This is a genomic window from Streptococcus sp. SK643 (genome assembly GCF_000259505.1).
Lineage (GTDB): Bacteria > Bacillota > Bacilli > Lactobacillales > Streptococcaceae > Streptococcus.
Genome location: NZ_AJMM01000006.1, coordinates 239,990 through 266,960, shown reverse-complemented (window position 1 = coordinate 266,960; position 26,971 = coordinate 239,990). Strand labels below are relative to the sequence as shown.

27 protein-coding genes and 3 pseudogenes are annotated in these 26,971 nt (G+C 33.5%); 10 read left to right on the top strand and 20 right to left on the bottom strand.

The features are described 5' to 3' along the window. Window positions 1-83: 83 nt before the first annotated feature. The 3 genes from HMPREF1117_RS04525 to HMPREF1117_RS04515 all read right to left on the bottom strand — a co-directional run bounded on the left by HMPREF1117_RS04525 (window position 84) and on the right by HMPREF1117_RS04515 (window position 3,146). Window positions 84-1,199 carry a hypothetical protein gene (locus HMPREF1117_RS04525; RefSeq protein WP_000586841.1) on the bottom strand — a complete coding sequence of 372 codons (1,116 nt, stop codon included), beginning with the start codon at window positions 1,197-1,199 and terminating at the stop codon, window positions 84-86. Further along, window positions 1,200-2,624, bottom strand: a complete 1,425-nt coding sequence (locus HMPREF1117_RS04520) for a hypothetical protein (protein ID WP_000924802.1) — start codon at window positions 2,622-2,624, stop codon at window positions 1,200-1,202. 231 nt (window positions 2,625-2,855) lie between these two features. Further along, window positions 2,856-3,146 carry a CFI-box-CTERM domain-containing protein gene (locus HMPREF1117_RS04515; RefSeq protein ID WP_007556393.1) on the bottom strand — a complete coding sequence of 97 codons (291 nt, stop codon included), beginning with the start codon at window positions 3,144-3,146 and terminating at the stop codon, window positions 2,856-2,858. Between the two features lie 716 nt (window positions 3,147-3,862). On the opposite strand from HMPREF1117_RS04515, the pseudogene HMPREF1117_RS04510 reads away from it, so the two are divergent. Then, window positions 3,863-4,176 (top strand): annotated as a pseudogene (locus HMPREF1117_RS04510) (tyrosine-type recombinase/integrase); the annotation flags it as partial. A gap of 466 nt (window positions 4,177-4,642) precedes the next feature. On the opposite strand, the gene HMPREF1117_RS04505 reads toward HMPREF1117_RS04510, so the two are convergent. After that, window positions 4,643-5,338: an ADP-ribosyltransferase gene (locus HMPREF1117_RS04505; RefSeq protein WP_196793356.1), complete on the bottom strand. Its 696-nt coding sequence runs from the start codon at window positions 5,336-5,338 to the stop codon at window positions 4,643-4,645. A gap of 160 nt (window positions 5,339-5,498) precedes the next feature. Between HMPREF1117_RS04505 and HMPREF1117_RS04500 the strand changes: the two genes are divergently transcribed. Next, window positions 5,499-5,861, top strand: a complete 363-nt coding sequence (locus HMPREF1117_RS04500; protein ID WP_000732926.1) for a hypothetical protein — start codon at window positions 5,499-5,501, stop codon at window positions 5,859-5,861. A gap of 184 nt (window positions 5,862-6,045) precedes the next feature. Continuing rightward, on the top strand, window positions 6,046-6,243 hold the full coding sequence (locus HMPREF1117_RS11510; RefSeq protein WP_007556348.1) for a hypothetical protein: 198 nt from the start codon (window positions 6,046-6,048) through the stop codon (window positions 6,241-6,243). 67 nt (window positions 6,244-6,310) lie between these two features. On the opposite strand, the gene HMPREF1117_RS04495 is transcribed toward HMPREF1117_RS11510, so the two are convergent. Further along, a complete protein-coding gene (locus tag HMPREF1117_RS04495; RefSeq protein ID WP_000957119.1) occupies window positions 6,311-7,075 on the bottom strand; it encodes a hypothetical protein in 765 nt (254 codons plus the stop codon). Between the two features lie 116 nt (window positions 7,076-7,191). Between HMPREF1117_RS04495 and HMPREF1117_RS04490 the strand changes: the two genes are divergently transcribed. Then, on the top strand, window positions 7,192-8,412 hold the full coding sequence (locus HMPREF1117_RS04490; protein WP_000073887.1) for a DNA cytosine methyltransferase: 1,221 nt from the start codon (window positions 7,192-7,194) through the stop codon (window positions 8,410-8,412). A 182-nt stretch (window positions 8,413-8,594) separates the two neighbouring features. On the opposite strand, the gene HMPREF1117_RS04485 is transcribed toward HMPREF1117_RS04490, so the two are convergent. The 4 genes from HMPREF1117_RS04485 to HMPREF1117_RS04470 form a co-directional block, all read right to left on the bottom strand. Beyond that, window positions 8,595-9,452: an ImmA/IrrE family metallo-endopeptidase gene (locus tag HMPREF1117_RS04485; protein ID WP_025171570.1), complete on the bottom strand. Its 858-nt coding sequence runs from the start codon at window positions 9,450-9,452 to the stop codon at window positions 8,595-8,597. A gap of 409 nt (window positions 9,453-9,861) precedes the next feature. Next, the gene (locus tag HMPREF1117_RS04480; RefSeq protein ID WP_001104602.1) at window positions 9,862-10,821 is read right to left on the bottom strand and encodes a retron St85 family RNA-directed DNA polymerase; all 960 of its coding nucleotides are present in this window, start codon (window positions 10,819-10,821) and stop codon (window positions 9,862-9,864) included. A 194-nt stretch (window positions 10,822-11,015) separates the two neighbouring features. Next, window positions 11,016-12,653 carry a phosphoribosyltransferase-like protein gene (locus HMPREF1117_RS11880; protein WP_000353381.1) on the bottom strand — a complete coding sequence of 546 codons (1,638 nt, stop codon included), beginning with the start codon at window positions 12,651-12,653 and terminating at the stop codon, window positions 11,016-11,018. A gap of 59 nt (window positions 12,654-12,712) precedes the next feature. Next, on the bottom strand, window positions 12,713-13,057 hold the full coding sequence (locus HMPREF1117_RS04470; protein WP_000393504.1) for a helix-turn-helix domain-containing protein: 345 nt from the start codon (window positions 13,055-13,057) through the stop codon (window positions 12,713-12,715). A gap of 837 nt (window positions 13,058-13,894) precedes the next feature. Between HMPREF1117_RS04470 and HMPREF1117_RS04465 the strand changes: the two genes are divergently transcribed. Beyond that, window positions 13,895-14,191: a hypothetical protein gene (locus HMPREF1117_RS04465; protein WP_000611953.1), complete on the top strand. Its 297-nt coding sequence runs from the start codon at window positions 13,895-13,897 to the stop codon at window positions 14,189-14,191. A 48-nt stretch (window positions 14,192-14,239) separates the two neighbouring features. Beyond that, window positions 14,240-14,353 (top strand): annotated as a pseudogene (locus HMPREF1117_RS11500) (site-specific integrase); the annotation flags it as partial. Between the two features lie 503 nt (window positions 14,354-14,856). On the opposite strand, the gene cadX reads toward HMPREF1117_RS11500, so the two are convergent. Continuing rightward, window positions 14,857-15,195 (bottom strand): Cd(II)/Zn(II)-sensing metalloregulatory transcriptional regulator CadX, encoded by a 339-nt coding sequence (cadX, locus tag HMPREF1117_RS04460; RefSeq protein ID WP_000711088.1) that lies wholly within the window; start codon window positions 15,193-15,195, stop codon window positions 14,857-14,859. 11 nt (window positions 15,196-15,206) lie between these two features. Continuing rightward, on the bottom strand, window positions 15,207-15,821 hold the full coding sequence (locus tag HMPREF1117_RS04455; RefSeq protein WP_000615750.1) for a CadD family cadmium resistance transporter: 615 nt from the start codon (window positions 15,819-15,821) through the stop codon (window positions 15,207-15,209). A gap of 28 nt (window positions 15,822-15,849) precedes the next feature. Between HMPREF1117_RS04455 and HMPREF1117_RS11965 the strand changes: the two genes are divergently transcribed. Further along, entirely contained in the window at window positions 15,850-16,023 is a 174-nt protein-coding gene (locus tag HMPREF1117_RS11965; protein ID WP_071788300.1) for a FanG protein, read from the top strand. A 251-nt stretch (window positions 16,024-16,274) separates the two neighbouring features. Continuing rightward, a pseudogene (locus HMPREF1117_RS12075) lies at window positions 16,275-16,637 on the top strand (hypothetical protein). A 460-nt stretch (window positions 16,638-17,097) separates the two neighbouring features. On the opposite strand, the gene HMPREF1117_RS04450 reads toward HMPREF1117_RS12075, so the two are convergent. From HMPREF1117_RS04450 to HMPREF1117_RS04435, 4 genes are all read right to left on the bottom strand, one after another. Then, a complete protein-coding gene (locus tag HMPREF1117_RS04450; protein ID WP_000469564.1) occupies window positions 17,098-17,292 on the bottom strand; it encodes a hypothetical protein in 195 nt (64 codons plus the stop codon). Further along, window positions 17,273-17,605, bottom strand: a complete 333-nt coding sequence (locus HMPREF1117_RS04445) for a hypothetical protein (RefSeq protein ID WP_001220782.1) — start codon at window positions 17,603-17,605, stop codon at window positions 17,273-17,275. The genes HMPREF1117_RS04450 and HMPREF1117_RS04445 overlap by 20 nt, the downstream gene beginning before the upstream one ends. 359 nt (window positions 17,606-17,964) lie before the next feature. Then, the gene (locus HMPREF1117_RS04440; RefSeq protein ID WP_001014722.1) at window positions 17,965-18,804 is read right to left on the bottom strand and encodes a phage replisome organizer N-terminal domain-containing protein; all 840 of its coding nucleotides are present in this window, start codon (window positions 18,802-18,804) and stop codon (window positions 17,965-17,967) included. An 8-nt stretch (window positions 18,805-18,812) separates the two neighbouring features. Next, window positions 18,813-19,094, bottom strand: coding sequence for a hypothetical protein (locus HMPREF1117_RS04435; RefSeq protein ID WP_000005472.1), 282 nt, complete (start codon window positions 19,092-19,094; stop codon window positions 18,813-18,815). A 147-nt stretch (window positions 19,095-19,241) separates the two neighbouring features. Here HMPREF1117_RS04435 and HMPREF1117_RS04430 point away from each other — a divergent pair, with 147 nt between their 5' ends. Continuing rightward, window positions 19,242-19,760: a helix-turn-helix domain-containing protein gene (locus HMPREF1117_RS04430; protein WP_000181350.1), complete on the top strand. Its 519-nt coding sequence runs from the start codon at window positions 19,242-19,244 to the stop codon at window positions 19,758-19,760. Window positions 19,761-19,811: 51 nt separating this feature from the next. After that, complete coding sequence (locus HMPREF1117_RS04425; RefSeq protein WP_000022154.1) at window positions 19,812-20,966, top strand: tyrosine-type recombinase/integrase; 1,155 nt, start codon at window positions 19,812-19,814, stop codon at window positions 20,964-20,966. 131 nt (window positions 20,967-21,097) lie between these two features. Here HMPREF1117_RS04425 and rpsI read toward each other — a convergent pair whose 3' ends face one another. The 5 genes from rpsI to pheT form a co-directional block, all read right to left on the bottom strand. Beyond that, window positions 21,098-21,490 (bottom strand): 30S ribosomal protein S9, encoded by a 393-nt coding sequence (gene rpsI / locus HMPREF1117_RS04420; protein WP_000075976.1) that lies wholly within the window; start codon window positions 21,488-21,490, stop codon window positions 21,098-21,100. 18 nt (window positions 21,491-21,508) lie between these two features. Further along, complete coding sequence (rplM, locus tag HMPREF1117_RS04415) at window positions 21,509-21,955, bottom strand: 50S ribosomal protein L13 (RefSeq protein ID WP_001044624.1); 447 nt, start codon at window positions 21,953-21,955, stop codon at window positions 21,509-21,511. 215 nt (window positions 21,956-22,170) lie between these two features. Then, the gene (locus tag HMPREF1117_RS04410) at window positions 22,171-23,370 is read right to left on the bottom strand and encodes an ABC transporter permease (protein WP_001245387.1); all 1,200 of its coding nucleotides are present in this window, start codon (window positions 23,368-23,370) and stop codon (window positions 22,171-22,173) included. Next, the gene (locus HMPREF1117_RS04405; protein WP_000895281.1) at window positions 23,367-24,260 is read right to left on the bottom strand and encodes an ABC transporter ATP-binding protein; all 894 of its coding nucleotides are present in this window, start codon (window positions 24,258-24,260) and stop codon (window positions 23,367-23,369) included. The genes HMPREF1117_RS04410 and HMPREF1117_RS04405 overlap by 4 nt, the downstream gene beginning before the upstream one ends. A gap of 235 nt (window positions 24,261-24,495) precedes the next feature. Then, window positions 24,496-26,901 (bottom strand): phenylalanine--tRNA ligase subunit beta, encoded by a 2,406-nt coding sequence (gene pheT, locus HMPREF1117_RS04400; protein ID WP_000961517.1) that lies wholly within the window; start codon window positions 26,899-26,901, stop codon window positions 24,496-24,498. Window positions 26,902-26,971: the final 70 nt, after the last annotated feature.

The window sequence follows — 26,971 nt, the reverse complement described above, 5'->3', positions numbered from 1 at the left end:
TAACACTTGTTCTCAATAATAGTTTTATAAAATAAAATCCATTGTAGTGCACTTAAAGTCCACTACAATGGATTTTTTCCTTTTCAAACAGCATCTCTATCTATGACTATATATTTATACTGCAATACTTCCAGAATTGTGTCCATAATATTTATATCAAATTCTTTCTTTGATATTCTCATTGATTTTAGTATTTTCTTATTCTTTTTAAACGATCTCCATAAAAGCGTCTTATCTTGATCATCTAATTCAATCATATACAGTAGATTTGAAAGAAAGATAATAACATCTTTGTATTCGTTATATATATTCGTTCTTCCTTCACTCCCTTTCCACAGTATATAATCATCTTCAACAAATTTAGGTAAAAGACCTTTTATTGGATTGATTAATAACTGAGTTGATGAAAGCATTAAGTTCACATAGGAGCCAAGCTCATACTGTTGAGCTTCAGTCATCATATTATAATCTAATCCGAATGTCTGAATTTTTTCAAACGCTTCATTTAGCTTTTCCTTTTCAATCTTTATTCGACTAATACGCTCATTTAGCTCTACAATCGCAAGGTTATAAGATTTTAAATCTCTAGAACTAATTGCAAGAAATATTCCCTCTAAACGTTTTATATCACTTTTACTTTTCCATAATAGTAAACCACTTACAAGTAACGATATTCCTGCAATAGCCCATCCAGCTGGCCCTGATAACGCTAGAAAAGCTTCTCCTGCAGCCATACCTCCTCCTCCCGCAGCAAGTGTACCTCCTCCAAGCCAAGCCAATGCCGCATTTGTGGCAGCCGCTCCACTCAAGGAGGAAATTGCAGTACCTGTTGACGCTACTCCAAATGTTGTTGCATAGCCCATTGCAACTGTCGGCCCCATCGCAATAACAGCAGCACCTAGCCCCGCTCCAGCAACACCTGCTCCAGCATTTTTTACAATAGCCCCTTGATAATCTTTTTCTATCTTATCTGCTTGCTGCTTCCAATTTAATCTGACTTGCTTAACTTCCTCATATACCAGTTTTTTATCGCTAGGAACATTTCGTATTTTATCAAATAATTCTTGTATGTTTGTCAATATATCATACAAATCAGATGTTTTTTCTCCCAAGACTTCTATTACTTGATTGGTTTGTTTTATTACCTCTTCAACTTTATCTTGTGCTATTTGGAGGTTTGTTCTCTTCCTAATTATCATTTAACTTTTCCCTCCATTAAAGTAGAAATCGATTTCTGTTTTATTTTTTAATATTTTATCTTCTGGAACTTTACGCTTTTCAGCTAAAGTAATTGTTTTCTCAAAAGCCTTAATATACATTTCACTTCCTTGTAAGTCTTTTGTAAATTGTAACAATTCATTATCATCATATATCTTAGAAAGATACTGTAAACCTTCAACGTAATCTGTAAGAATTAGTTTTTCTCGTTTAAGAACAATTGCTTCTTCTTTTAAAGAAGTTCTTTGTGTTCTTCTAGTTACTTCTCCATACAATGAAATAGTAAACCTACCAATACCAATGATATTTAAACGCATGATAGACTCTGCAATATTTAAACTTCCACCACCATAAATGATACCACGTACAAGTACATCACTGGCATCAACTAAACAAAAAGTCCCATGAGCTACTGTCAACATTCTCTTAACCGTTGCATTTGTAAACGGCTCACATGTTTCCCATAATAACGAAAAAGACCTTATCTTTTTCTCAACTGTATTAAAATATCTTACCATGCGACGTATGGAATAAATAGTTCTCACTAACATTTCATTAATCAATACTGGAATAGTTTGCGCCACCTGAAATCTAATATCATAACCCTTCTTAAATATCTCCAGAGCCAATTCATTAATTGATTTATCAAATTCAGTTACAGGAATGTTAGCCTTTTTCTTAATAGCAATTATATCATTGGTCCATGCCCAGAAAGGGGAAGGAATTCCCATCCCACGCCCTTTACTGCTTGAAGACCCCGATATATCTGATACTATATGTCCAAACCAATTAATGAATCCACAGAATATTTTACTCGGTATGTTATTTCCCCGTAATACCCATTTCCCATCAGATTCCTGCAATGATATTAATTCACCATCTGTTACAAAATGAGATGTATTTGCAAACTGATCCAGAATTGAAAAAAACAAGCCCAATAATGTAGGATTGTGTCCAAGTGATTTAAAATGATGATTCTTCGGATTTAAATCAAATACCCAACTAGCGGCATCATCTGCGCCTGTCTGATCGTATGGAATCTTAAACTTTTTTTCTAAATATTTTATCGCAGATGAAGTAGAGCTATTCTTTGTCCCATTCCAACCGCACATTTTTGCAAAAGCTACTGTACGATCTTCAAACCATTTATCAGTAATATTTCCAACTGGTGAATCTCCTGGCTTCCCTATAAGAAATATATCTATTACTCCACACAAAACGCCACTACAAACAGATAAGATGTAGTCTATATTATCACAGTCAGCAGTCATTTTATTTATTGTGTGAGTATTTTCATCTATTTTACTCAAAATAGATGAAAGATCCGATTCGGCATCGGCTAATACTTCATCTAAATTTGCAGCAAATGCATATCCTTTTTGATTAATATCCAATTTTAATAGCATAACCAATAATTCTTCGTTCTCTTTCTTATCAACTATAGTAGTCTATAGGTTCACTTCTTTTTTACCAACAGCATATGTCTTTTCCGGAAAAAAGCACACCACAAGTCATATTTATTTCTATCTAACTCATGGCATACTAATTAATTTAGGTAGTTTATAAAATGTTGGCATATAAATATAATGTAAATGATTTATATAGTTGATGACAAGCTTGATTTTCTCCTGTTTTAATCAAGGTAACACAAGTTCTGACCAGATAGACTCTAGTATTTCCTCACGATTTGGATGTTCTTCTAACTTGGTAACAATTTGAGGAGCCATCTTATAGTATGTTTTAATTTCTTCTTGACCACCATCTTTCAAAACTAGATAAGAGTCCCTAAAATTTCTCAAAGTCATCAATTCATCACAATCATCTGCCAATCCTTTGTATGTTACCGCTGCTTCTGTCAGGTAACAACCTCTTTGTTCAATATGATAGTAAGCATCCGGTTCACCAAAAAATCCTGTTTTAGAGCGCACAAATCTCTCTGCATCACTCCTACATTGGAAAATAGCTACTTCTCTTCCCTTACGATATACAACAAATTCTATTTCTTTTTCCTCCCTATCTTACAATATTTAATAATTCTTCATAGCTGGAAAGTCCATCATAAACGATACAACTTAAAAAGGTTATTAATAAAAGTGTTTAAACAGACAGCAGTTTTCTGTTGCAAATTTATAATCTCTATTAAAGCCCTCAAATAGTGCATGTATTATACTCTGGTTAAACAAATTTTAGTTTTTAACTTCTTATCTAGTTTACCATTATTTCCTTTTTAATACAGAACATTTACGCTCTTTTTTCCTAAAAAATAGAATAGAACTAAGTCGTATTCTATATATTACGGATTTTACTTTTTTGTAACTACTTATGATATAATACTTATAAACTTTATTTTTTGTTAAAGTGATAAATTAACAAAATTTCTATCAGCAGTTTACGGCACTGTCTCACATATGAGAAAAACCGTTTTTAATTTTTAAAATGAATACAAGATTTAAAGTCAGATTACATTTTCATAATCACACTTTGAATCTTTTTATTTTGTTGAAGAACATTTAACTAATACGAGTGAGAAAAAAAGAAAAAATTTTACTTTATAAAAACGATAAATAAAAAAAGATTTTAAGGGAAAAATAAAAGGCTCCTAACAAATGTGGTGGGGTAAATAAAAATATTCATCGATATCTAAATCGAATCAAATACAAAATATATAGAATTATTTAAAGATATACGAAAGACAACGTGAACAGTCCCTTACATGCTTATTATCTCAATAATAAAATTAAGTCAGTCAAATGCCTTCATAAAAAGCTGGCACATGCTACACCTCATAAATTACGACATACAGGAGCGACACTTGCAAAACAAGCAGGACTTTCACTCGAAGCTATTTCAGAAGCTTTAACTCACAGTGATAAAGAAGTAACTAAGACTTATGTCAACACAAAAGATACTGTAAATCAGACTGTTGGAGATACTGCATTTCGTAGTCTAAAAAAATGATGGGGTGAATTTGGGGGTGAACTCTTGATTTTTAGACAAAAAAAGACATCCAAGAGAAAATTCTTGAATGTCTGTAAACGTTGATAGTATCGTATTGATTAACGTTTTGAGGCAACTGACTTCGTCAGGTTGCAGCCACATTTGTAAGCGACTAAAGTCGCAACAACTGTGTCAATTGCACCAATTTAGTAAGAAATTACAAAAAAGAACACCCCGAAAGGTGCTCTCTGTAAGTATCGTAATTCTTTCGAATTAACGTTTACTAAATTGTGATGCTTTACGAGCTTTCTTAAGACCTGGTTTGATAAGTACTGGTTTGAATAATTTTAGAATAGTTCAATATCAATATTTTGAAGTCTCCCTATTCATTTTCAATTTCAAAAAATATAAATGTGTATTTCTGAGAGAGGGAGATTGTGTATTTTAAATTTTTGATTATTTATGCTTCATAATCCTATTTCGATAATTACTCACTATCTGTTTCAACTAATATACAATTATAAAAATGTTTGTCCTTCGATAAAATCCTAAGTTTAGCACCACGTTGAACTACGACTTCTTGATATCTCTGTTCTTGATTCATTACATTTCCTGTATATATAGCACAAGTACCTTGAGGTAAATAAATTCTCAATTTATGATGATAATTTGCAATACCTCCTTTAGTTAAGGATGTAAATAAGAAACCCTTATCATACAAATCAACGTTTTTAAAACCTTTAGCAGCCTCTATATTATTTTTAAGAACACCTTCGTCAACACCTCTGTAAACAATAATTTCTTTTTTTATTGGATATTGAGAGATATATTCACTAACATCTTTTAATAAACTATCATCATAACCCTTTCTTAACATCCAACTATAGTCTTGGCCTGATGAACAGAATTGAATAATAAAATCAGTGTTTTCAGGAGAATCTTTCTTATTGTTTTGAGTAGTATATATATTTCCTTCAAAATCATCTACTTCTATGTAATGCGATAATCTATTTCTTGCAAATTTTCTAAGTCTTGTTTTATAATTTTCATCCCATTTATCATCCAACTCACCTGAAGAGTACTGATCTCCATATGCAATCTCATTCTCCCAGTTATCGCCAATTTTCTTTATAATTTCTACACAGCGATAAAACACTCGTTTATGTAATCTAATTAAACTCATACCAAATATTATATTATTTTTTATATAGAAACTCAAAGAAAATAATCTCTTTCTGAAAAATAAGTATTTTCTCGAAAGATCTTTAATAGTAGCTGACAACATCTATATTATACTTGTGATATTTATTTGGTATAATGTTGAAAGGAGGAAGTAAGATAAGATGAAAAAATTATTCGTATTATTATTGGTGTCTATATCTGCATTTTTGCTAATGGCCTGCTCTAAACAATCAAATATCTCCTTAGATGGAGAATATTACTGGATCAATGAAAATAGAAATGAAGTAGCTTTTGTTATAACTGGTGATACGGGAACTATTAAACATGGAGAGGCCGAAGGTTTTACTATAGACAAAGAAAAATCGACCATTCAATTATTGGGAGAAAATATCATTAAACTTACAAAAAGTTATACTTTTAAAAATGATGTATTTACTGTAGATATTTCAGGTATGAAGCACGACTATTATAAAAAAGATAGCAAGGCATATCAAGAAGCTTTAAAAAAGTATGGCTATCAATAATATACTCGAAAAATAAAGAAAACTATGCTTAATTCATAAGAACACTATACTCGAGTGTTCTTTTTTGTATCAGTAATATATTTTAAAATACTTGACTATAATCTGTATATACAGTTCAGAGTTATTTTTAATCATTTGAGAATTAATAGAGTAATCATATAATTTCTTTTGATATGATATAACCATGAAAAATATAAAAGAAAATAACATTCAAAAAACGTTATGGCATATCAAACGCCATTGTTATCATATAGAAAACAACCACTCTAACAGCGATATAACAGCTGAACTATTTCATTTAAAAGCAAGTGTTGAAATTTTAATTCGAATTTTCAATGATGAAAAACCCTATCCAAATTTGGACAGGGAAAAAGTTTTGTAAAATTAACCATTATGAACTATTCAATCAAAATTCAGATTAGCAAAATAACAATTCAAATCTATTTAAACTAAGTAAATTGGGCTTTCAAAATACCATTAGCATCAAAGAAGAAGTTTAGGTAATTTGTAGTATTGGCTGAAATTTGTGGATTTACATATGTTACTTTTATTCTAGAATCATTTCTATTTAAAATTTCAAATTTATTACATTGGGAAAATTTAAATCTTGCTTTTCCTGGATTTTTTCCTGCCGCCAAAACTCTGCTTCCATAATGCTGCTCCAATTGGCCATTTGGCATTGACATTATTGATACCATTTCAACTTCTTGAGTTGTCGAGTTAGATAAAATTACTACAAAAAAAGACAAACATACTTTTTCATCAGGGCTCCCTAATGAATAATATTGAGGAAGATTTGGAGTATAGAGTTCTACATTTCCTCCTTTTTTAACTATATCACCCACATAGGAATTTTGATTTTCACCAACAAATATTGATGTTTTTATATCCCCGATATTATCAGTTACTACTGTTTTCATATCCAGATGAATATATGCATCTTCAACCTCAAAGAACATATCACTCGATACAGGATTAGAATTTGGAGTCCCAAATGCTCTCCCGTTTAACAAAGAATAAACTATTCTTTCTGCACCAACTGCGAACTCAGAAATACCTCCATTTCCCGTACCATACAAATGGGCCCAATCAGATCGGATTTTCTCCTTTGAATTGAAACCTTCAATCATTTCATCTTCAACATACTTCAAAAAATAGAAGAATTTTTTCAAATATTTATTTTCTAATTCTTCAATCTCAAAATTTGTTAACATAAAATACACCTCCAATAGGATTATAACAAAGAAAACGCTTTCTATCAAATGCATTAGTTGCATTTTTTTCAAAACTATTATATAATTAAAATCTAGATTACTTTAGGAGGTCAAAATTGAGTAATTATAATTTAATTTCATTATTTTCTGGAGCTGGAGGTATGGATTTAGGTTTTAAGAATGCAGGCTTCAATATATTATGGGCCAATGACTTCCAAAAAGATGCTGTCGAGACTTACAGAAAAAATATTGGTGATCATATTGTACTTGGAGATATTACACAGATTGATTCAAGCGAAATACCTGGGACAGATATTGACGTCGTTATTGGAGGTTTTCCATGCCAAGGATTTAGTATTGCCAACAGCAAAAGAAATATGGAAGATCATAGAAATTTCCTCTACCTAGAATTACTTCGAGTAATTAAAGATAAGCAACCTAAATTTTTTGTTGCAGAAAATGTAAAAGGTTTATTATCTATGCAAAAAGGTAAAGTAATCGATATGATAGTTAAAGATTTTGAGTCCTTAGGATATAAGGTCGACTATCGATTACTAAACGCAGCTGAATACGGAGTTCCTCAAGCAAGAGAACGTGTAATAATTATAGGAAATAGACTAGGAATAGAAAATCCATTTCCAAAACCAACCCATAAAATCATAGTTGATAATGAATTAAATCTTTTTCCTGATTTACCTAATGCAATTACCACAGAAGAGGCAATTGGATTTTTATCAGACGTAGAATTACAAAATGGGAAAGTGGCTGATCATATTGTTGTTGATGGGAGAAAGGTTTATAATCATATTGCATCTACTAAAGTACAGGATACTTTCTTTGGAAGAAAATATCCTGTAAATCAACACGAAATTTGTGATTACTTAAGATACTATCGAGATAAATCTAATTGGACAACTAAAAAAATTGACGATTACTTTGGTTATAAACATACAGCAGGCCACTGGTTTAGGAAAGATAACAATTCCGGAAGCATTCCTAAACCGAGTGACTGGTGGAAACTTAAAGAAATTCTTAAATTTGATGATAAGTATGATAAAGTGGTTACAACACTTGTAGAAAAACCTATTCGTTTTGAGCAATCATTAAGAATCACAAATTGGGATAGACCAAGTGATACTATTACTGCAACTTCTCCTGAAATTCACGTCAATAAAACTAGACGACTTTCAGCAAGAGAATGTGCAATTTTACAAACATTCCCAGATGATTTTGTATTCTATGGGAGTCTAAATTCACTCTATAGACAAATTGGAAATGCCGTGCCCGTAAAACTTGCAGAAATGATTGCTTCTGAAATTGAACCTTATCTTAAATAGTCGAATAGAAAAAAAGAGTTCAAAATGAACTCTTTTTTGATACACAAAATTGCTATCTATTGTACTTTGGGAAAATACTAACTACACCACGTTAATTTATTAAAAATCCGTAGGCTTATTTTAATAGTCTGATTATTAACAAAAAAGTCTTTAACCTTTGTCCTAAACCTAATATAATTTTTTTAAATTAACAGTAGTTGTAACTCTGCTTTCCTTCTAGCTTCTGCATCTGATAATTTTTCACTATCCCACACATAAGCTAAGGATTTCCCCTTATTGTAAACAAGCCATACTTTGAATGGTTTAAGTTGCTTAATTTCATCCCATCTTGATTGATCGAGTAATTCTGGAAATTCCTGACTAGTTGCAAAGCTCCTTTGCTTTATTCTCTTTTCTAACCGCACTAACAGTGTTGGCTGAAATTGATTAAACTCTCCAATTAAAATTTCTTTTACTTTATGGAAATACTGATGAATAGAAGCATTCCGACCTTCTCTATATTCTCCAACTGCCTGTTTAATAGCTGACTCAGTATCTACTTCATAGAGCCTTAACAAGTCAATTAAACGAAAATAAAGGGCCTGCTTTGAAACTTTTAGATCCTCTTTTACCTTTTGGAAAGAATCGCATGCATAGAAAATCTTGGATAATAACACTATATCAGGCATGAGTATAATAGCTGAAAACACATTGGCTTCTCTCTCTAAAATTGATTCCTGATTATCCACCGACTCTGTAAAAAAAGATCCGTCATATTTTAAAATAAAATGGCCCAACTCATGACACAAGGTAAAGTGGCGTTTAGTTTCAGGGTTATCTTCTTCATATGAAAAAGTGGTGCCAAGTTCATCAATAATCGTCAAACCTTCGATCTTATGATTTGAAAAGTGATGACTGATAACTTGAATCCGATTCTGATCAATACAATGGTCAAAATAATAGCGAAAGTGATAGTTCAGTATTGAAACTTCTTCCTTTTTCATAAAAAAATAGAGGGCTTGTTTTGTGATTTTACTTACTCTTGAATACAATTCATCCAACATACAGAACCTCCTCTAAATCACAATTTTCCAAAAAACTAAACCAATTTGATTGAGTATATTGTGCAAAAAAAAGTGGACGAATGTCCACCAAAAATTAGTTACTAACCAATAATACTTTTCCTGAAATTAACTTTAAAATCTAACATGTACAACTTATTTTGATTACTTGCTCAATTAAGTTCAAAATAGACAAAAATACTATAACATTCCCCCCTATCTATTATTATCAAGTGGTACAAAGAAACTATCAATATTAAAAATAAAACCAGTCACTAATAGATACCGAAACCAAAATATTCTTGCATGCAAAAGAAGATATAACAAAAAAACTGAAAATGTTTAAAATGAAATACTAATGAGAAAGAGTAAAAATAAAATGATATTTATAAATACAAACTCTATTAGATTAAAACGAATTGACTTTACGTCTAAGTTCTAGTCCTAATTCTCTGTCTACCATTTTAACAAAATTTATTTTACCATAGATTTTCCTACGATAATCTTTTACTGAGCCGGCTTCACCAATCCGTTTCATATGATTCTCTATTCCAAATTTATTTATAAAATAAATCTCTTTTTTTAATTCTCTGACATATTCTCTTGAAATCGTTGGTTTTTCATTAACTACAACTCCAGTCACAATTTTTCTCTGACCATTTCGAATTAACTTTGTCTTTAGTTCATTGATTATAAAACCAGAATCTTCAATGATTGTTTCAAAAAGATTTCTAAAGTGTACTATCTTAAAATCTCCAGAAATTGTAATATCATCTGCATACCTTGTATAGGTAAACCCATTCCTCTCACATAGAATCTTTAACCTTTTATCTAATCGTTTACAAACCAAATTCGCAATATATGGACTAGTTGGTGCCCCCTGAGGAAGACAATCATTATAACAACAAAACGAAGCCAAATAATTTGATAATTCAGCTGTATAACCTAAATCCTTAAACAAGTAGAAGACTTTTGAACGAGGAATTGAAGGGAAAAAATCCTTTAAATCAAACTTGTATATATAATCGTGTCCAATATGTGGTAAAGCATTTTCTACAATAGATTTTGTAGGAATAAAACCAGTCACACAATCGTCACATAAGTTAGAATATAAGATAAATTCAAGTATCCATCGTTGTATTTTTTTTATATTTTTAGATGGTACCGTAAGCTTCCTATACTCTCCAATTTTTCTTTTTGGTATTTCCACCTCTTTATATTGATACTTGAGCCCATAAAACAATTTATAAAAGTAACTTTTTTTAATACCTAACAATCTTCTAAAATGTTCAATATCAAAAATTACAGGAACACCTTTTTCAATCAATCTATTTTTATAATTGGTAATATTTTCTTCTGTCCAATTCATTATATTTTCAACCTATTAACAACTATCCTCAATCCACTTGAGTATACATATAATAATAATTTAGCTACGGCTCGTAGCTAGATTATTATTCGCAATAAAATGAAATTTTATTGCGAATAAAACACTTTGACGATACTACGAGAGTCAAAAATCTAACATGCTATACGGAACATTTTCTTTGAATAGCGACTCGCTTATTCAGCACTCTTGTTCAATAAATCAATCTCATATGAAGAAATATGATCAGTTGAAATTGAATCCTCCGCTTTATACAGATTAGCAATTTTAACTAACCCTTCAAATGTCATATATGACATTTTATATTCTTTAAGTTTTGATTTACCTTTTAAGGTTAAAGAATAACTTGGAAGACCATCACCATTTTTTATAATTTTAATATATTTGTTTGATAGGCATTCCTGTAATGTATCTATATTGTAATAAAATTTATCTTCGATTTCAATAGCTACTCTCGTTGTATTATCATTTTTCTTTAATTTAACACACAAAAGGATAATAATAAGTGAAATATCTTTATCCGCTACTTTTCTTATTTTTAATCCTGTCTTAACTTCATTTACAAAACTATTTCTATCTACGTTTAAATTATCTAGTGCATTTGATTGCTTCCGGGAACGTTTAAATAGTGGTGACCAAGCATCATTTTCTGAGTACCAAAAACTAGAAAACGTATTATTAGGACATGAATCATATGTTGCAACCAAACTTTCTGTAGCTTGAAATCCTAATGCAAATTGTTGCTCAAAATTTTTTGTCTCAAATTCACGAATTTCTTTTTTTAATTCATCTTTTTTACGAATTTCTTTTTTTAATTTATCTTGCCTTCTTGAGAAGTATTTCTTTATAAATTCAAGATTTTCTCTATTCGAAAAAAAATAAAACTTCTCTAATTTTGAACTCTCAAGATATTTCCCTACTTTCCTCTCCGCTGTCTTCATTTTACGAATTTCTTTTTTTAATTCATCTTTCCTTCTTGAGAAGTATTTTTTTCTCGATTCAGGATTTTCTCTATTCGTAAAAAAATAAAACTCCTTAAATTTTGACCTATCAAAATAATCCTCTATTTTCTTCTCAGCATTTACCATAGAGTGAAGACAAATAATAATTATGCCTATGTCTATTTCAATATATTGCTCAAGTATTTTAAAGTAATCAATAATAGTTCTACCACTACCACTAAAATCATCGATAAAAATTAGATATTTTTTTGACTTTAATTTTTCGCTTAGTTCTTGAGAAATTTCTATTTTCCTAGCGTTAAAGTCTCTTTCTATTTTTCTTTTTCTAGGCTCTAAATATTTATTAAAAGGGTTTTTCTTTATTTCTTCATTTAGCTCTTCCATAGATTTAGTGTATTTCACTTCATTTTCCATACAAGCTTCAATTGTTCTTGTCAAATTTCTAGGAAGATGATTTAATGCCTTAAATTTTACCATTAATTCCTTTGAACTGTTGTTGATCTCTACATCTTTATTTGGAATAGATGAAATGTAACAATCGTTAATTGATCTGCATTTTCCATCAAGAAATTGGCTAAGCTCTCTATAAATGTCCTTTAGGTATTCATCAATATATTGTTCAGAATAATAAACAAAATTATTCTTTATAACATTTAAAAGAAATTTTCTAATATTTGGAGAAGTATCTAATAACTTATTTCCTGCTACAAAATGCCCTAAAGTTCTCCTAAAATATTTTATATAAGGTTCATCCGTGCCTTTTGGAATATTATTGTTTTTTCTAAATTTTCTTTCAACTCTTCGTAATTCAACTTTTTTCAAAAATAAATCTATTCTTTTTAATATATCCATAACTATATTCTTACTAAAAAACTGTTTACTGATAAAAATTCAAGTAAAAAAACTTAAATTCACCTTTTCTGTTTCTCGAAAATTTTCTTCCTTTCACCCATAAACTCAATCAACTCTTTTTTAAAAACTTTCTTCTCCTCATCAGTTAAGCCTTTTGAGTTCATACGGAAAAGCAATTCAATATTATCTAGTTCATCTGATTTTTCTTCTGAGTTTCCAACTAGATAATCAACGGACACATTTAAAATTTGTGCAATCTTAACAAGATTTTCTTGTGTTGGTTTTTTTGCTCCACGTTCCCATGAAGCATATGCTTGTTGGGAAATATCTAATTGTTCAGCTATTTGAGTCTGTGTTAGTTTTACTTGTTTCCTTAGTGTTTTCAAGCGTTCTGCGAATTCCATATGTGACCTCAAAAAAATATTTTAAATTTTTGCAGAAAACCGTTGACATCAACAACTAATAGTTGTATAGCAATTGAAAATAATAACCTTATCTTCAAGGCTAAATCACGATCTTTGAAAATTTAATAAAAAGTGCGTCTGACAACCAGAGAACTGATTGCCAAAACTACACTAAACTTCGTACCTTTATTGTAAATGTTTTGGAAAGGAAAGTCAAGTCTCTTTATGGTTGAAGTGAAGATATAAAACATTTTGTGGGCTTCCACGCATTTCGGACTTTCGCCACTTTTCCGTATGGTAAAGTGAACTGGTTTCGCCAAAGGGCGTAAGAGAATACATGAGGTATGATAGTAACTACCTTTTGAGATTGGATGGGAAAGCGATGGTAATTCATGCAAAGCACCTTGCTAAACGTTACCACCGTTAAGGAGGGATTCTTCAATCAAATAACTTTTCTTTACTGCTGTCTATCCTCATAAGATAGACTTACTCTCAAGCTACTAAGTCTTTCTTTTTCTTAGTAGCTTTTTTACTTTTATAATAAAAGAGAAAACTATGACAAACTTTTTTCGCACTACAATGTAAACGACTTTACAATAATTACACATTTACATATAGAATATTTAGTTCATCTGATAAACTAACCTCACAGCTATACACTCAAGTTTTGAATGATTTAGATTCTTTAGCAAAGAAATCACTCATCACAGAATTTTCTCATGCTGAAGTGGAATTCTATACTAGAATGTTTAAACGTAAACTCTCTTCTCACTACTACTCAAGAGTGAAGCTACCAGCTTAACTCTTTTTATTTTACAATCAGAAAGGAAAAAACTTATGATCCCAGAAACTTTAAAAATGAAACCAGAATTTATCGGTCCAGCCTACTACGAAAAATTAGGGAATGCTCCTCGTTATGTCTTTGGTAAAGAAGGAAAGTACCAAAGACATATTCTAAATAGTGAAACTCATGGAGCCTTCCACATTATTACACCTGCTTCAACCACTGTCTTCCCAGAAGATGCTCTAGTTGAAGCAGTTAATCCTATTTTCTTATCGGATACTTCGTTGAATGGAAATTCTGTCGCACCTGCACTCAACGTTTTTGCTGAGAAGCTAGTGCTCAAGAAATAACAAAATAAAGGAGAAAATGAAATGGCTAAAACTGGATTAAACTATGGAATCTATAAAGCACTAACGCATAGTGACACGATTACAACAAAGACTTATGTCAACACTTCTAATGTAGTTCCTATAGCAGTTGGTGAATTTGCTTTAAAGTTTCTAAAACAATAAGGTAAAAATAAGGTGAACTTTGAACTAAACTTTTCAAAAAAACATAAAAAAAGCACCCATGAGGTAAACTCTTGAGTGCTTTGAAACGTTGATATAATCGTATTGATTAACGTTTTGAGAATTGTGAAGCTTTACGAGCTTTCTTAAGACCTGGTTTTTTCTACATTATGATATTTATGGTAAATTATCACTAAAATCAAGTAATTTTAAGAGATAAATCCTCAATATTTACATATATAATCCTTTTGAAAATCGAGAGGTTATCAAAGGGTTATCACATTTTAGTTTTCGGAGCTTATGTAGTTGAGAAATACGAAATACTGTATCATAAAGATGATGTACAGTTTAGCAACAAATATACAGTTTCTTCGTGCCTGGACAATTTCTTTTTCTATCCTGAAGATATTTAAACAGTTCTATATATTATTTCTTGTGAGTAATTTTCATCAAAAAATTTCATAGAGTAGCTCCCTAGAATCATGGAAAAGTAGTAAAAATAGTTGTTATCCTAGTTGATTAAAAAAATCCCTGATTTCCTCATCTTTTATAAAATAATATATAATTTTCCCCTCTCTTCTAGTGCCCAAGATGTTTTGATTGGCTAGTTTACGAAGATGGTGGGAAGTAGATGCCATACTGAGATTTAGTAAACAGGCTATATCACAGACACAGAGTTCTTCAACAGCAAGAAGATAGAAGATGATATTTATCTGTTTATTATCGGTAAATTTTGTTAAAATGCGAAGTGATTTTTGGACTTTTTCCTTTTCAAGGTAGTTCGTTGCGGTTGTAATATTTTGCTGATTTATAACATTCACTTGGCAGATACTATCTTTTTTCATAATATTTTCTCCTAGCCTAATATAGTCCATAGTATGTCAAAACTGTTATTTTCAATCAGGATATATATCCCCAATCCTAAATAAACAACGGCAATAAACCATCTGCTATATTTTTCCAAAATTTCTCCAACAGAAGAGACTTGTGCCAATTTTTGGGCAGAAAAAACCAAGAGATAAATCATGACTAGAAAGGTAAGTAAAGCTACTATCAAATTTGCTAAATTTAAGGTAGTAAAATATGGAACAAAGACACCAATATTGTCAGCACCACAACTTGCAAAAGTAATCATAGCGACTAGAAATATCAGGTTTTTATTATCTTTGCGCAAACCTTCTTTGGCAATAGCTTCTCCATCAGAATCTCCTAAAAGCAAAACTTTGAGACCTAGGAAAATTGGAATCAAACCGAGTAAACCTAAAATCTCTTTACTAGGAATATAATTTAAGACAAATGCAAAAAGCAAACTTAGCAATATTAGACTAACAGAGCCTAGAAATTGTCCTAAATAGATGTTAATGATGTCTTTTCTGCTTTTTCTTTTGGCAAAAAATAACATTAGGATAATAAGTAAGTCTACGGCTGTCCCAGAATACAGGATTATTGAAGTAACAACATTTTGAATCATAAAATACCTCATTCAAATATATTTTTGAATGTATTCTAACATTAAACTTTGTAGATGTCAACTTAAAATCCACCAAAATATAGATAAGAAGTTAGTGTACCAAATATTAAAAAGCCCTGCCATCGAAATGACAGCAGGGCTTAACTTCAATATCCAGATAATATATTTATCTAAAAAAGGTACAGTTTTTATTGATTTGTAGTGCGATATAATGAGTTTCCAAAAATCAAAAATCGCTTAAAATCAATATTTTGACATCTATTGACGTGTACTGAAACCCTTACTTAACCTCTGTAAGGATATAATTACGGTACCAGTATATCATAAATAATAACAAAATCTTGACTTTCCGAAACATAATGATTTTCCCGAAAGAAAGAGATCAACCTAAAAAATTACTGTCTTACTTATGTAATGTTTCTTTAATATAATATAGAAATAAAAAGTATGTAAATGAAAAGATTTATCACATTACTTTTAGTGTCTCTATCTACAATTTTATTAATTGCATGCTCTAACCAATCAAGCAATTCTTTAGATGGCGAATACCGTTGAATAAACGAGAGTAGAAATGAAGTTGCCTTTACCATTTCAGGTAACAAAGGAGAGGCCGACACCTTTACAATTGATAAAGACAGTGCAACAATCGAACCGACTGGCTCTAATATCATAAACCGAAAAGAGAATTATACCTTCAAGGATGACGTATTCACTGTAGATATTTCAGGAACAAAGCAGGAGTATTACAAAAAGGATAGTGAAGAAATACAGCGACAAGTAAAACCCTCAAACTATTTGATATTCTTTATACAATAAAAACGCTTTTGTACTGACCCCAAAAGTTAGATTTTTTCTGTCTAACTTTTGGGGGTCAGTACACACCCGCATAGCGGGTATTTTTTTGTCTCGCACCTAGCGGAGTGAGACAGGCTAATAGTCACATAATAAAAAATTTACTTAAAGTCAGATTTTAAATACTTTAGAATAGTTCTTTCTAAAACTTACTCCCAAATTTTTTTGCTCGTATAATTCATCAGGGGTTTGGGGATTCCCCAAAATTCAAATCATCCCAAAAAGTACATACACTTTGTGTATACAAATTTTAGGATGATTTTGGGAGTGTGTGTATACAGACTCTGAGCTCGCAAAGTCATATTATGAGAAATCTTTCCTTCTCGATAAAATAATCCCAAAAATCAATTTGACTGTCATTTGTGTGTACAAATATTTTAAGAAGATATATAAAAAACGCTGCAAAATTTTTAACAGCGTTTCCTTATTTTAAAATTCTCATATGTCTTTCTTTTTTATGGTTAGCATCATAGTATTCCAGCATCGCATGATACAAACGAGCCTTCGTTTTATCTTGTTGTTTAATTCCATGAAGAAATAATTCTGCTCGCTTTAATTTCAATATGTATTCACATATCTGATCAAAATCCTTATCCATATTACTTTTGAAAATAAACATCTTTTTCCTCCATCACATCAACTATTTTTTGCATCAAAATAGACATATCCATTTTGTTTTCATAGCTTATTCTCCCAACTACAGTTGCAAGACGGGCTATAGAATTGATATTCTTTCCGACTTGTTCCAACTCTTCTGTTAAAGGAACTAAACCTTCAAAAGAGACTTTTTGGATGTTCAAATCTGTTCGTATTAATTTTTGTCTAGCAAACTCAGAAAAATTACGAATATTTTCCTTCCTCATGCAATCATTTAATTTTTTATTTTCTTCTTCCGTCAAAAACACCTGTTTCAACACAGATTTTATTCTCATGGTCCTATCACCTCGTTTTCTTATTTAGTCGTTTTACAAGTTCTTTCACTTGTTTACTTGTCTTCTTTTCATATTCTATCATCAGCTCAACGCAGTAGTGAAATATCCTTACATTATCCAAATCCTCACTTTGTTCTGCTATTCTTTCTAACTGACGTAAGTTATTGATAATTCTTCTAACTTGAAATATAAAGTCATGATAAGATTCAAAATCAAATTGAAGATAAATAGGCGAGCTCTTAAATAACATTTTTCTGGCATAAGAGGAAAAACTTAGATGATTTGTCATTTCAATCAAGTTATTCACTATTTCATTTTGCTCCTCAGTGATGTAACATTTCTTTAGAACAGTCCTATATCTACTCATTTATCATATACTTCTTTCGGACATTTTCATGGGCAATAGCTTTGCACTCCAGCATACGTTCCTGCTTTAAATTCTCCATAGACTTAAATAAATACGCCAAAGGAGACGTCGCATCCTCAGGAATCCGTTCAATCATGCTAATGACTTCATCACTAGTTACATACCCACTAGCCAAATACTCGCCTATCTTCATCTTCTGAGCATGTGTTAAAGTGTAATTGTTAGGATACAAAAATCTATCATTGTACTTATAAGAAATGGATTCTAACAAAGAATAATATTTGGGTGGAATATAAGTTTCAGGCTTTCTAGAACTATTATCCAGTATATTCTCAATCTCTTTCTTATTCTTACTCTTGTTCTTAATCTCTTGCGTTACATTATCATTTTCATCCGTTACTGTAACGTTACAGTCTAAAACGAGTTGTGGCTCGCCTGTAATTAGTGCTTTTTGTTTTTGTCTATGACGAGCAACACGTTCCCTAGTTTGTTTTCTAATCTTTTCTAGTCCATCTATATTCTGATGTTTCTCCCATTTTGGAATGGTAATAGCGCCATCTATGATTTCTATCATGCCAAATTCTTCAAACATGCTGAGAGCTAATTTTACAGATGTAGCCTTTCGTCTAAACACTGTTGAAAGCATCTCTTCTGTGTAATAAACCTTGTTCCCTAGACTTAATATGCCACTATTATTTTTCTTTCCTGCAAGCACCAGAATTTTAAACCATATTACAATAAGAGTATCTCCTTCTGGCATTGATTCTATTAGCTGAATTTTTTCATCATCAAATATATCTGTTGTTATCTTGATCCACTGAACACCATTCATACGAGTACCTATCTTTCATATTGCTTCAACCATCGTGTTACTGCTCTTTTATCGTATAAAGTCACTCCATCAATCACCATGGTTGGCATTCCTTCTTTCGTCCATTTTTGGATTGTTGTCGTAGATACATCTAACCACCTAGACAAACCTGACATACGAACCATAGGTTTATAAAGTTCTTTATCTTCAAATACTCTTGCTACAGCATTTGAAATCATCTCATCATAGTGAGCACGTAATTGCTTCTCTAATTCTTTAGGAAGCTGGACAACTAAAGTAGTTTCCGACATAAATTCACACCTCATTTCTAAATTAAATAAGCTCCGAAACCATTTAATTTGTTATTCATTTTGAATTATATATCCTTTTTGAATTTTTGTCAAGCTTTTTTATTCAAAAAGAATAAAATGTGTTATAATGATAAAAAGGAGGTTCTTATGACGAATCATATTACTAAACTGATAGAAAATAGCGGAAAAAAATTGACAGAAATTAGCGAAGCTACAAATATAGCCTATCCTACACTTTCTGGATACAATCAAGGAATCCGCAAACCTAAAAAAGATAATGCTGAAAAATTGGCAAAATACTTTAATGTTTCCGTCGCTTACATTATGGGACTTGATAGCAACCCACACGCTCCATCAAATCTTAAAATTGTTACAGATAGTTTCAAAACATCTAAAATTGGTTCTGTGACACCTTTTAAAAGCGATATGGAGAAGTTAAAGAAGAGCATCGAATTTGGCGAAAGGGCATTAACACTACCACTTGATGATAGTTTTTCAGATGAATTTCGTCATATATTCTCAGAATATCTAGCTGAGAAAAACAAACGTTTTATGTCTGAGTTTATAGATTATATGAATCACCAAAATAAAGATTCTAAAGTTTGGCAGAGCTGGATTAAAACAGACGAATACGCTATCCGCCAAGAAGATAGAAAAAATAGATAGACACTCATTTCTCAATTACATAAGCTCCGAAAACTTAGATACGGAGAAAAAATGTCTATACACAAATACAAAACAAAAAAAGGAATCCTATACTATGTCAGCTTTTACATTGGCTTAGATGCTTATGGAAAGAAAAAAAGGCACTTAAAGAGAGGGTTCAAAACCAAAAAAGAGGCAAAATTGTACGAAGCTCGTTTAGAAGCTGGTGTCGTTGCCCCCACAGTAAGTACCGACAAACCTAACCCCAAAGTCACTTATAAAGAACTTTATCAAGAATGGTTTAATGCCTATGTTGGTACCGTCGAAGAAACAACTTCTTCCCAAACAAAGAATATCTATCGAATACATATTCTACCCGTATTTGGCGATAAATGTGTTGACCAAATCAGTCCTTTAGACTGTCAAAATTTTATTACACAAAAATCTCAGACTTTCAAAAATATCAAGCAGATAAAATCCTATACCTCAAAAATTTTTGATTTTGCAATCAATATGAACTACATTGATCGCAATCCAATGAAGAATGTTATCATGCCTAAAATCAAAAAGACAAGATCAGATAATTTTTGGTCACTGGAGGAATTACATCATTTCCTTGATATAGTGAAAGAAACTGAGTCATTTAAACATTTTGCTTTATTTAGACTTCTTGCATTTAGTGGACTACGAAAAGGAGAGTTATACGCTTTAAAATGGGCTGATATTGACTTTGATAGCAATCTCTTAAACATAGATAAAAGTCTAGGAAGAATTGACGGTAAAGCGATTGAAAAGAGCACAAAGAATGAATCTTCAGTTCGTACAATCTATCTTGATGATGAGACAATCGATATTATTAAGCAATGGAGAAATTTCTATCTGAAAGAACAATCTCAGCTTCCTCTTACAAATCTGAATATTAGTGATGAATATATGTTCTCTTACATATCAAGTAATGACAAAATTGAACCTTTGCATGCTGATTACATTAATAACGTACTGAATCGAATTATTAAAAAGCATAAATTAAAACCAATTAGCCCACATGGGTTTAGACATACACATGCAACACTTATGTCTGAAATTGGAATCGATCCTTCTAATACATCAAAACGTCTCGGTCATGCAAGCAGTCAGGTGACATTAGATGTCTATACTCACACCACAAAAACTGGTGAGAAAAACTCTATTGACAAATTTGCAGACTATCTCAATAAAGCAAAATAAATCATGATTTTAAAAATTTAGAAGAGGTTATCAGAAGGTTATCACAAAGCTATTTGAGCTCAAAAATCGACAAAAAAGCACTTTGCAAAATTTTTGCAAAGTGCTTTGAAACGTTGATATAATCGTATTGATTAACGTTTTGAGAATTGTGATGCTTTACGAGCTTTCTTAAGACCTGGTTTCTTACGTTCAACTTTACGTGAGTCACGTGTAAGAAGTCCTGCGCGTTTCAATGAATCGCGGAAGTCTGGGTCTACTTGAAGAAGGGCACGAGCGATACCATGACGGATAGCTCCTGATTGACCAGCGTATCCACCACCTACAACGTTAACGAAAACGTCGTATGAACCTACAGTTGAAGTAACTGCGAATGGTTGGTTGATAACGAGACGAAGGTCAGCGTGTGGGATGTACTCTTCAACATCTTTTTTGTTAACAGTGATTTTACCAGTTCCTGGAACAAGGCGAACGCGTGCAACAGCGTTTTTACGACGTCCAGTACCTGTATATTGTGCTTGTGACATACTTTATTGTTCCTTTCCTTAGATAAGTCCTGAAATATCAAGAACTTCTGGTTGTTGTGCAGCGTGAGTGTGCTCAGCTCCAACAAATACTTTCAACTTCATACCTTGAGCGCGTCCAAGAGTATTGTGTGGAAGCATACCTTTAACTGATTTCTCAATCAAACGTACTGCATTTTTAGAACGAAGTTCACCTGCAGAGATTTGTTTCAATCCACCTGGGTGGTTTGAGTGAGTGTAGTAGATTTTATCAGTTGCTTTTTTACCAGTCAATTTAACTTTTTCAGCATTGATAACAATCACAAAGTCACCTGTATCAGTGTGTGGTGTAAATGTTGGTTTGTTTTTTCCGCGAAGTACGCTAGCAACTACTGCAGAAAGACGTCCAAGTGGTACATCAGTTGCGTCAACTACGTACCATTTACGTTCAACTTGGCCTGGTTTAGCCATAAATGTTGTTTTGTTCATGATTTCTCCTATATATAGTTCGATTTTTGTTTACGGTGATGGGTGTTCCTTCCCATCGAAAAGTATTTGGAAGGTTCCGGGGCCTTTCAAATGGGGTAAACAATACCGCCTACTATCATATCAAATTTCACCCCTAAAAGTCAATAGATATGAAAAATATTTTTCTAAATTCCGCTCTTTTTATCTCTAAAAAACCTCGCTTTCGCGAGGCTCTTCTATTTATAAGATAAGGCACGTTTAAAGGTTTTCCAAGGACCTAAATCATCTGTTTGCAGAACGAGACTAGCATACATACGCCCGATAAAGACTGTTGCAGTTACTGCAAAAGCAATCGTAATCGCAAGCGAAACCCAAGCTTCTAACCCATTTGCATAGCCATTAATAGCTCTAAATGGCATGAAGAAAGTCGAAATAAAGGGAATATATGAACCGATTTTCAAGATCAAATTATCCCCTGCAGAGCCTAAGGACATGACGCCAACAAAACCTATCACAATCACAATCATCAAAGGTGACAAGGCTTTTCCTGCATCCTCAGGACGAGAAACCATAGAACCTAGGAAGGCTGCTAAAACTACGTACATAAAGAGACTGACTAAAATAAAAAGCAAGGTATTTAGAGAGAAAGCATCTCCCAAATGGTCCAAAATACCAAACTGAGCTAGCAATGGCAAATCTTTAAAGAGAAGAATGGCAGCGAGACCACCCACAACATAGATGCCGATATGAGTCAAAATCACAAGCAACAAGGCAAGCATACGAGCATAGAAATAATGGCTGGCTCGAATACTGGAGAAGACCACCTCCATGATTTTGGTTCCTTTCTCGCTAGCCACTTCCTGGGCAGTGACACTAGCATAGGTAACTAAAATCATATAGAGAAATGCTCCAACCGCTGTAGCCGCGATTGTTTGAATCATTTTTTTATTTTCCTTGGATTCATCAATTTTCTCCGTAAAGTTAACTGTTTGTTCCAAGCGTTTTTCCTGCTCTTGCGACAAATTAGCTGCCGAACGATTGAGTTGAGCTTGAAGCTCATTTAACTTGCTCGTCACTCCTAGCTTAATAACACTCTCAAGGGAAGTTTCGCCATGATAAACTGCCTTCAAGACACTATCCTCTTGATCAATGGTCAAAAAGCCTTTTAATTTTTCATCCTTGATAGCAGCTTGAGCACTTGCTTCATCCTTGTAGTCAAAATTGAGACCATTGGTAGATTTGAGACCTTCTGTCACAGCTGGTACAGTGCTAATAACTGCTATCTTGCCACTCTGAGCCATTGATGAGCCTTGGAGATAGCCAATTCCCCCAGATAGACCGATAAACAAGAATGGTGAAATCACCATAAAGAAGAAACTCCACGACTTGATGTGTCGAAGATAGGTTTCTTTCATTACAACCCACATATTTCTCATACTTCCACCCCTGATTCTAGTTTAAAGATTTCATCGATTGTTGGCGCTTGTTGATCAAAGGTTGCGATATACTGCCCCTGAGTCAAGATTGGGAAGAGTTCTCTTCCAGCACTCTCATCATCTAGGATTAATTTCCAACTGCCTTGCTTGGTCAATCTCACCTGTTTGACATGAGGAAGGTTTTCCAATTCTTCCTTACTTCGTTCACTTGAAACAAAGAGACGCGTTTTCCCATATTGATTGCGGACATCCTGGACTGGTCCATGCAAGACCACACGGCCATCTCGAATCATCAAAATATCGTCACAAAGTTCCTCGACGTTGGTCATGACATGGTCAGAAAAGATAATAGTTGCTCCGCGCTCTTTTTCTTGAAAAATGACTTGCTTGAGCAATTCTGTATTGACTGGGTCCAAACCACTGAAAGGTTCATCCAAGATAATCAAGTCTGGTTCATGAATCAGAGTAATAATGAGCTGAATCTTCTGCTGATTTCCTTTTGACAGACTCTTGATTTTATCTGTCAGTTTTCCTTTCACTTCTAACATCTTCATCCATTGAGGGAGTTTTTCCTTGACCTCCTTGGCATCCATACCTTTTAGAGTCGCCAAGTAGCGAACTTGTTCAAGGACTGTCAATTTAGGCATGAGACTGCGTTCTTCAGGCAGATAGCCAATCCGAGCATAGGTCTCCTGACGAATATCCTGACCATCCAAACTGATTTCTCCTTGATATTCTAGGAATTTCAAAATACTGTGAAAAATCGTTGTCTTTCCAGCACCGTTTTTCCCGACTAATCCCAAAATACGACCTGGTCGCGCTTGAAAGTCAATACCAAACAAAACTTGCTTGGGTCCAAAACTTTTCTCTAGACTTCTTACTTCTAGCATCTTTCACCTCCGAAATATGTTGCACTTATTATACTCTTTTTTGATAGCCTTTACAATGATTTTTGTCCATTTTTATTATCCTCATTTTGGTAAAAAATCTTGGAGTATTTTTGGTTATAAGTACATTATACAGTGGTAAACTCCAAGTTATCTTCTCTGTTCCTCAACTGTCCATTTTTGATCTTGAATTGTTATTCAAAAAGCAAAAATCCACCCCGAAGGATGGATTGATACTTTAACGCACTTCTGCATTGACTTTTTCTTCAAGTGACGCTTGGATTTTTTCCATGTAACGTGCGACTTCTTCATCAGTCAAGCTGTCTTCTGGATTTTGGAAGGTCAAGCTATAAGCCATTGACTTCATACCAAGTCCCAATTTTTCTCCTGAGAAGACGTCAAAGAGTTTGATATCTGTCAAACGTTTCACCCCGGCAGCTTGGATAGCATCTACAACTTCTTGATGAGTCACTTCTGCCTTGAGGAGAAGGGCAACGTCACGACTGACTGCTGGGAATTTCGTGATTTCCACAAATGGAGCAGCAGATTGAAGCGTATCTTCGATGGCTGAAAGATTGAGCTCAGCTACATAAGTTTCTGGAATATCATAAGCCTTGGCAGTGACTGGATGCACTTGACCAAGGAAACCAAGAACTTGCTCACCCAGTGAAATCACAGCTGTACGACCTGGATGAAGGCTAGCGATTTCAGATGTCGCTGTATAGGTCACTTCTAGTCCCAAGCGAGTAAATAATGCTTCTAGGATTCCCTTAGCATAGAAGAAATCAACTGGAACTGCTGCTGTTTGGAAATCTTTTTCAGCAACCAAGCCTGTCAAGGCAAGGGCAAAGCTATTGATTTCATTTGGAAGTTCTTCTTTTGGATTACCTGTTTGTTCAAAGACTTTTCCAATCTCGTAAAGGGCCAAGTTTTTGTTCTTACGAGCTACATTGTAGGCAACGGTATCAAGGATACCTGAGATCATATTTTGACGGAGGACTGAACGATCCACAGTCATTGGCCACATGAGTTCTGTAAGGTTACTTGGTTGAGCTGTGAATTCAACTGCTTTTTCAGGAGTTGTCAAAGCGTAGGTGATGATTTCTGTCAAACCTGCCCCTTCAGCAATGGTACGAACTTGGCGACGAAGTTTTTGTGTCGCAGTCAATTCACCAGCTGTACCATCATCTTTTGGAAGACTGGTTGGCAAGCGGTCATAACCATAGATACGAGCGATTTCTTCAAAGAGGTCTGCTTCAATTGTGATATCCCAACGACGACGTGGTACGCTGACTGTAAAGCTGTCTGCATTTCCAGAAAGACCAAAACCAAGACGACGGAAGACATCTTCTACATCAGCATAAGAAAGTTCAGTTCCGAGGACACGGTTAACATCTGCAAGAGTTGAAGAAACTTCCACATCAGAAGTATCAAGTTCACCCGCAGAAACGATTCCTTTACGCACCGTCGCACCTGCAAGTTCTGCAATCATGCTAGCTGCCGCATCAAGAGCTTCGTTAACAGTTGCCACATTAATGCCTTTTTCAAAGCGAGAAGATGACTCAGAACGAAGATTCAGGCGACCGCTGGTCTTACGGATTGATTTTCCGTTGAAGACTGCAGCTTCAAGAACGACACGACTAGATTTCTCAGAGATTTCTGTAGCCTGCCCGCCCATGACACCTGCAAGGGCTACTGGCTTGTCTGCGACAGTGATGACTAGGTCATTCACGTCTAAGTCACGTTCTTCACCATCTAAAGTCACTAATTTTTCACCAGCACGCGCTTCACGCACACGAATGTCAGTTCCTTCAAAGGTATCCAAGTCAAAGGCATGCATAGGTTGACCAAAGTAGAGAAGGATGTAGTTGGTCACGTCCACTACGTTATTGATTGGACGGATTCCTTCGTTCATGAGAAGATTTTGTAACCATTGTGGACTTGGTGCGATAGTCACATTGTCCAAGATACGAGCTGCATAGTAAGGTGCCTTGTCTGTTTCAATGCCCACAGAAAGAGCATCTGCTGCAGCTTGGTCAGTTTCTGAAAGAGTAAATTCTTTAAAGTTGACTGCCTTGTCATAGATGGCTGCCACTTCGTGAGCCACCCCACGCATAGAAAGGGCATCTGCACGGTTGGGGGTGATTGAAAGTTCGATGATTTCATCATCCAAGTCTAGGTAAGAGAAGACTTCCTCACCTGGCACTGCATCTTGAGACAAGATTTGAATGCCATCTGCAAATTCCTTTGGTACAACAGAGTCAGAAATTCCCAATTCACCAAGTGAACAAATCATTCCAAGTGACTCTAAACCACGGATTTTTCCTTTTTTGATTTTGTAATTGTCAGCGATACGAGCTCCTGGAAGTGCCACTATAACCTTGATGCCTGCACGCACATTTGGGGCACCACAAACGATTTGACGGGCTTCTTCTTCGCCAACGTTAACCTGACAAACATGGAGGTGAGTTTCTGGCACGTCTTCACAAGACAAGACCTCACCAACTACAATTTTTGAGAGACCAGCAGCAGGCGATTCCACACCTTCTACTTCGATCCCTGTAGTTGACATTTTCTCAGCCAACTCTTGTGATGGCACATCAATGTCCACCAATTCTTTTAACCATTTATAAGATACAAGCATAATTTAGTTTTCCAGAATGACAGTTGTCACTCTAGTTCTTTTCCTTTCCTATCATTTCAATAGAAGAATC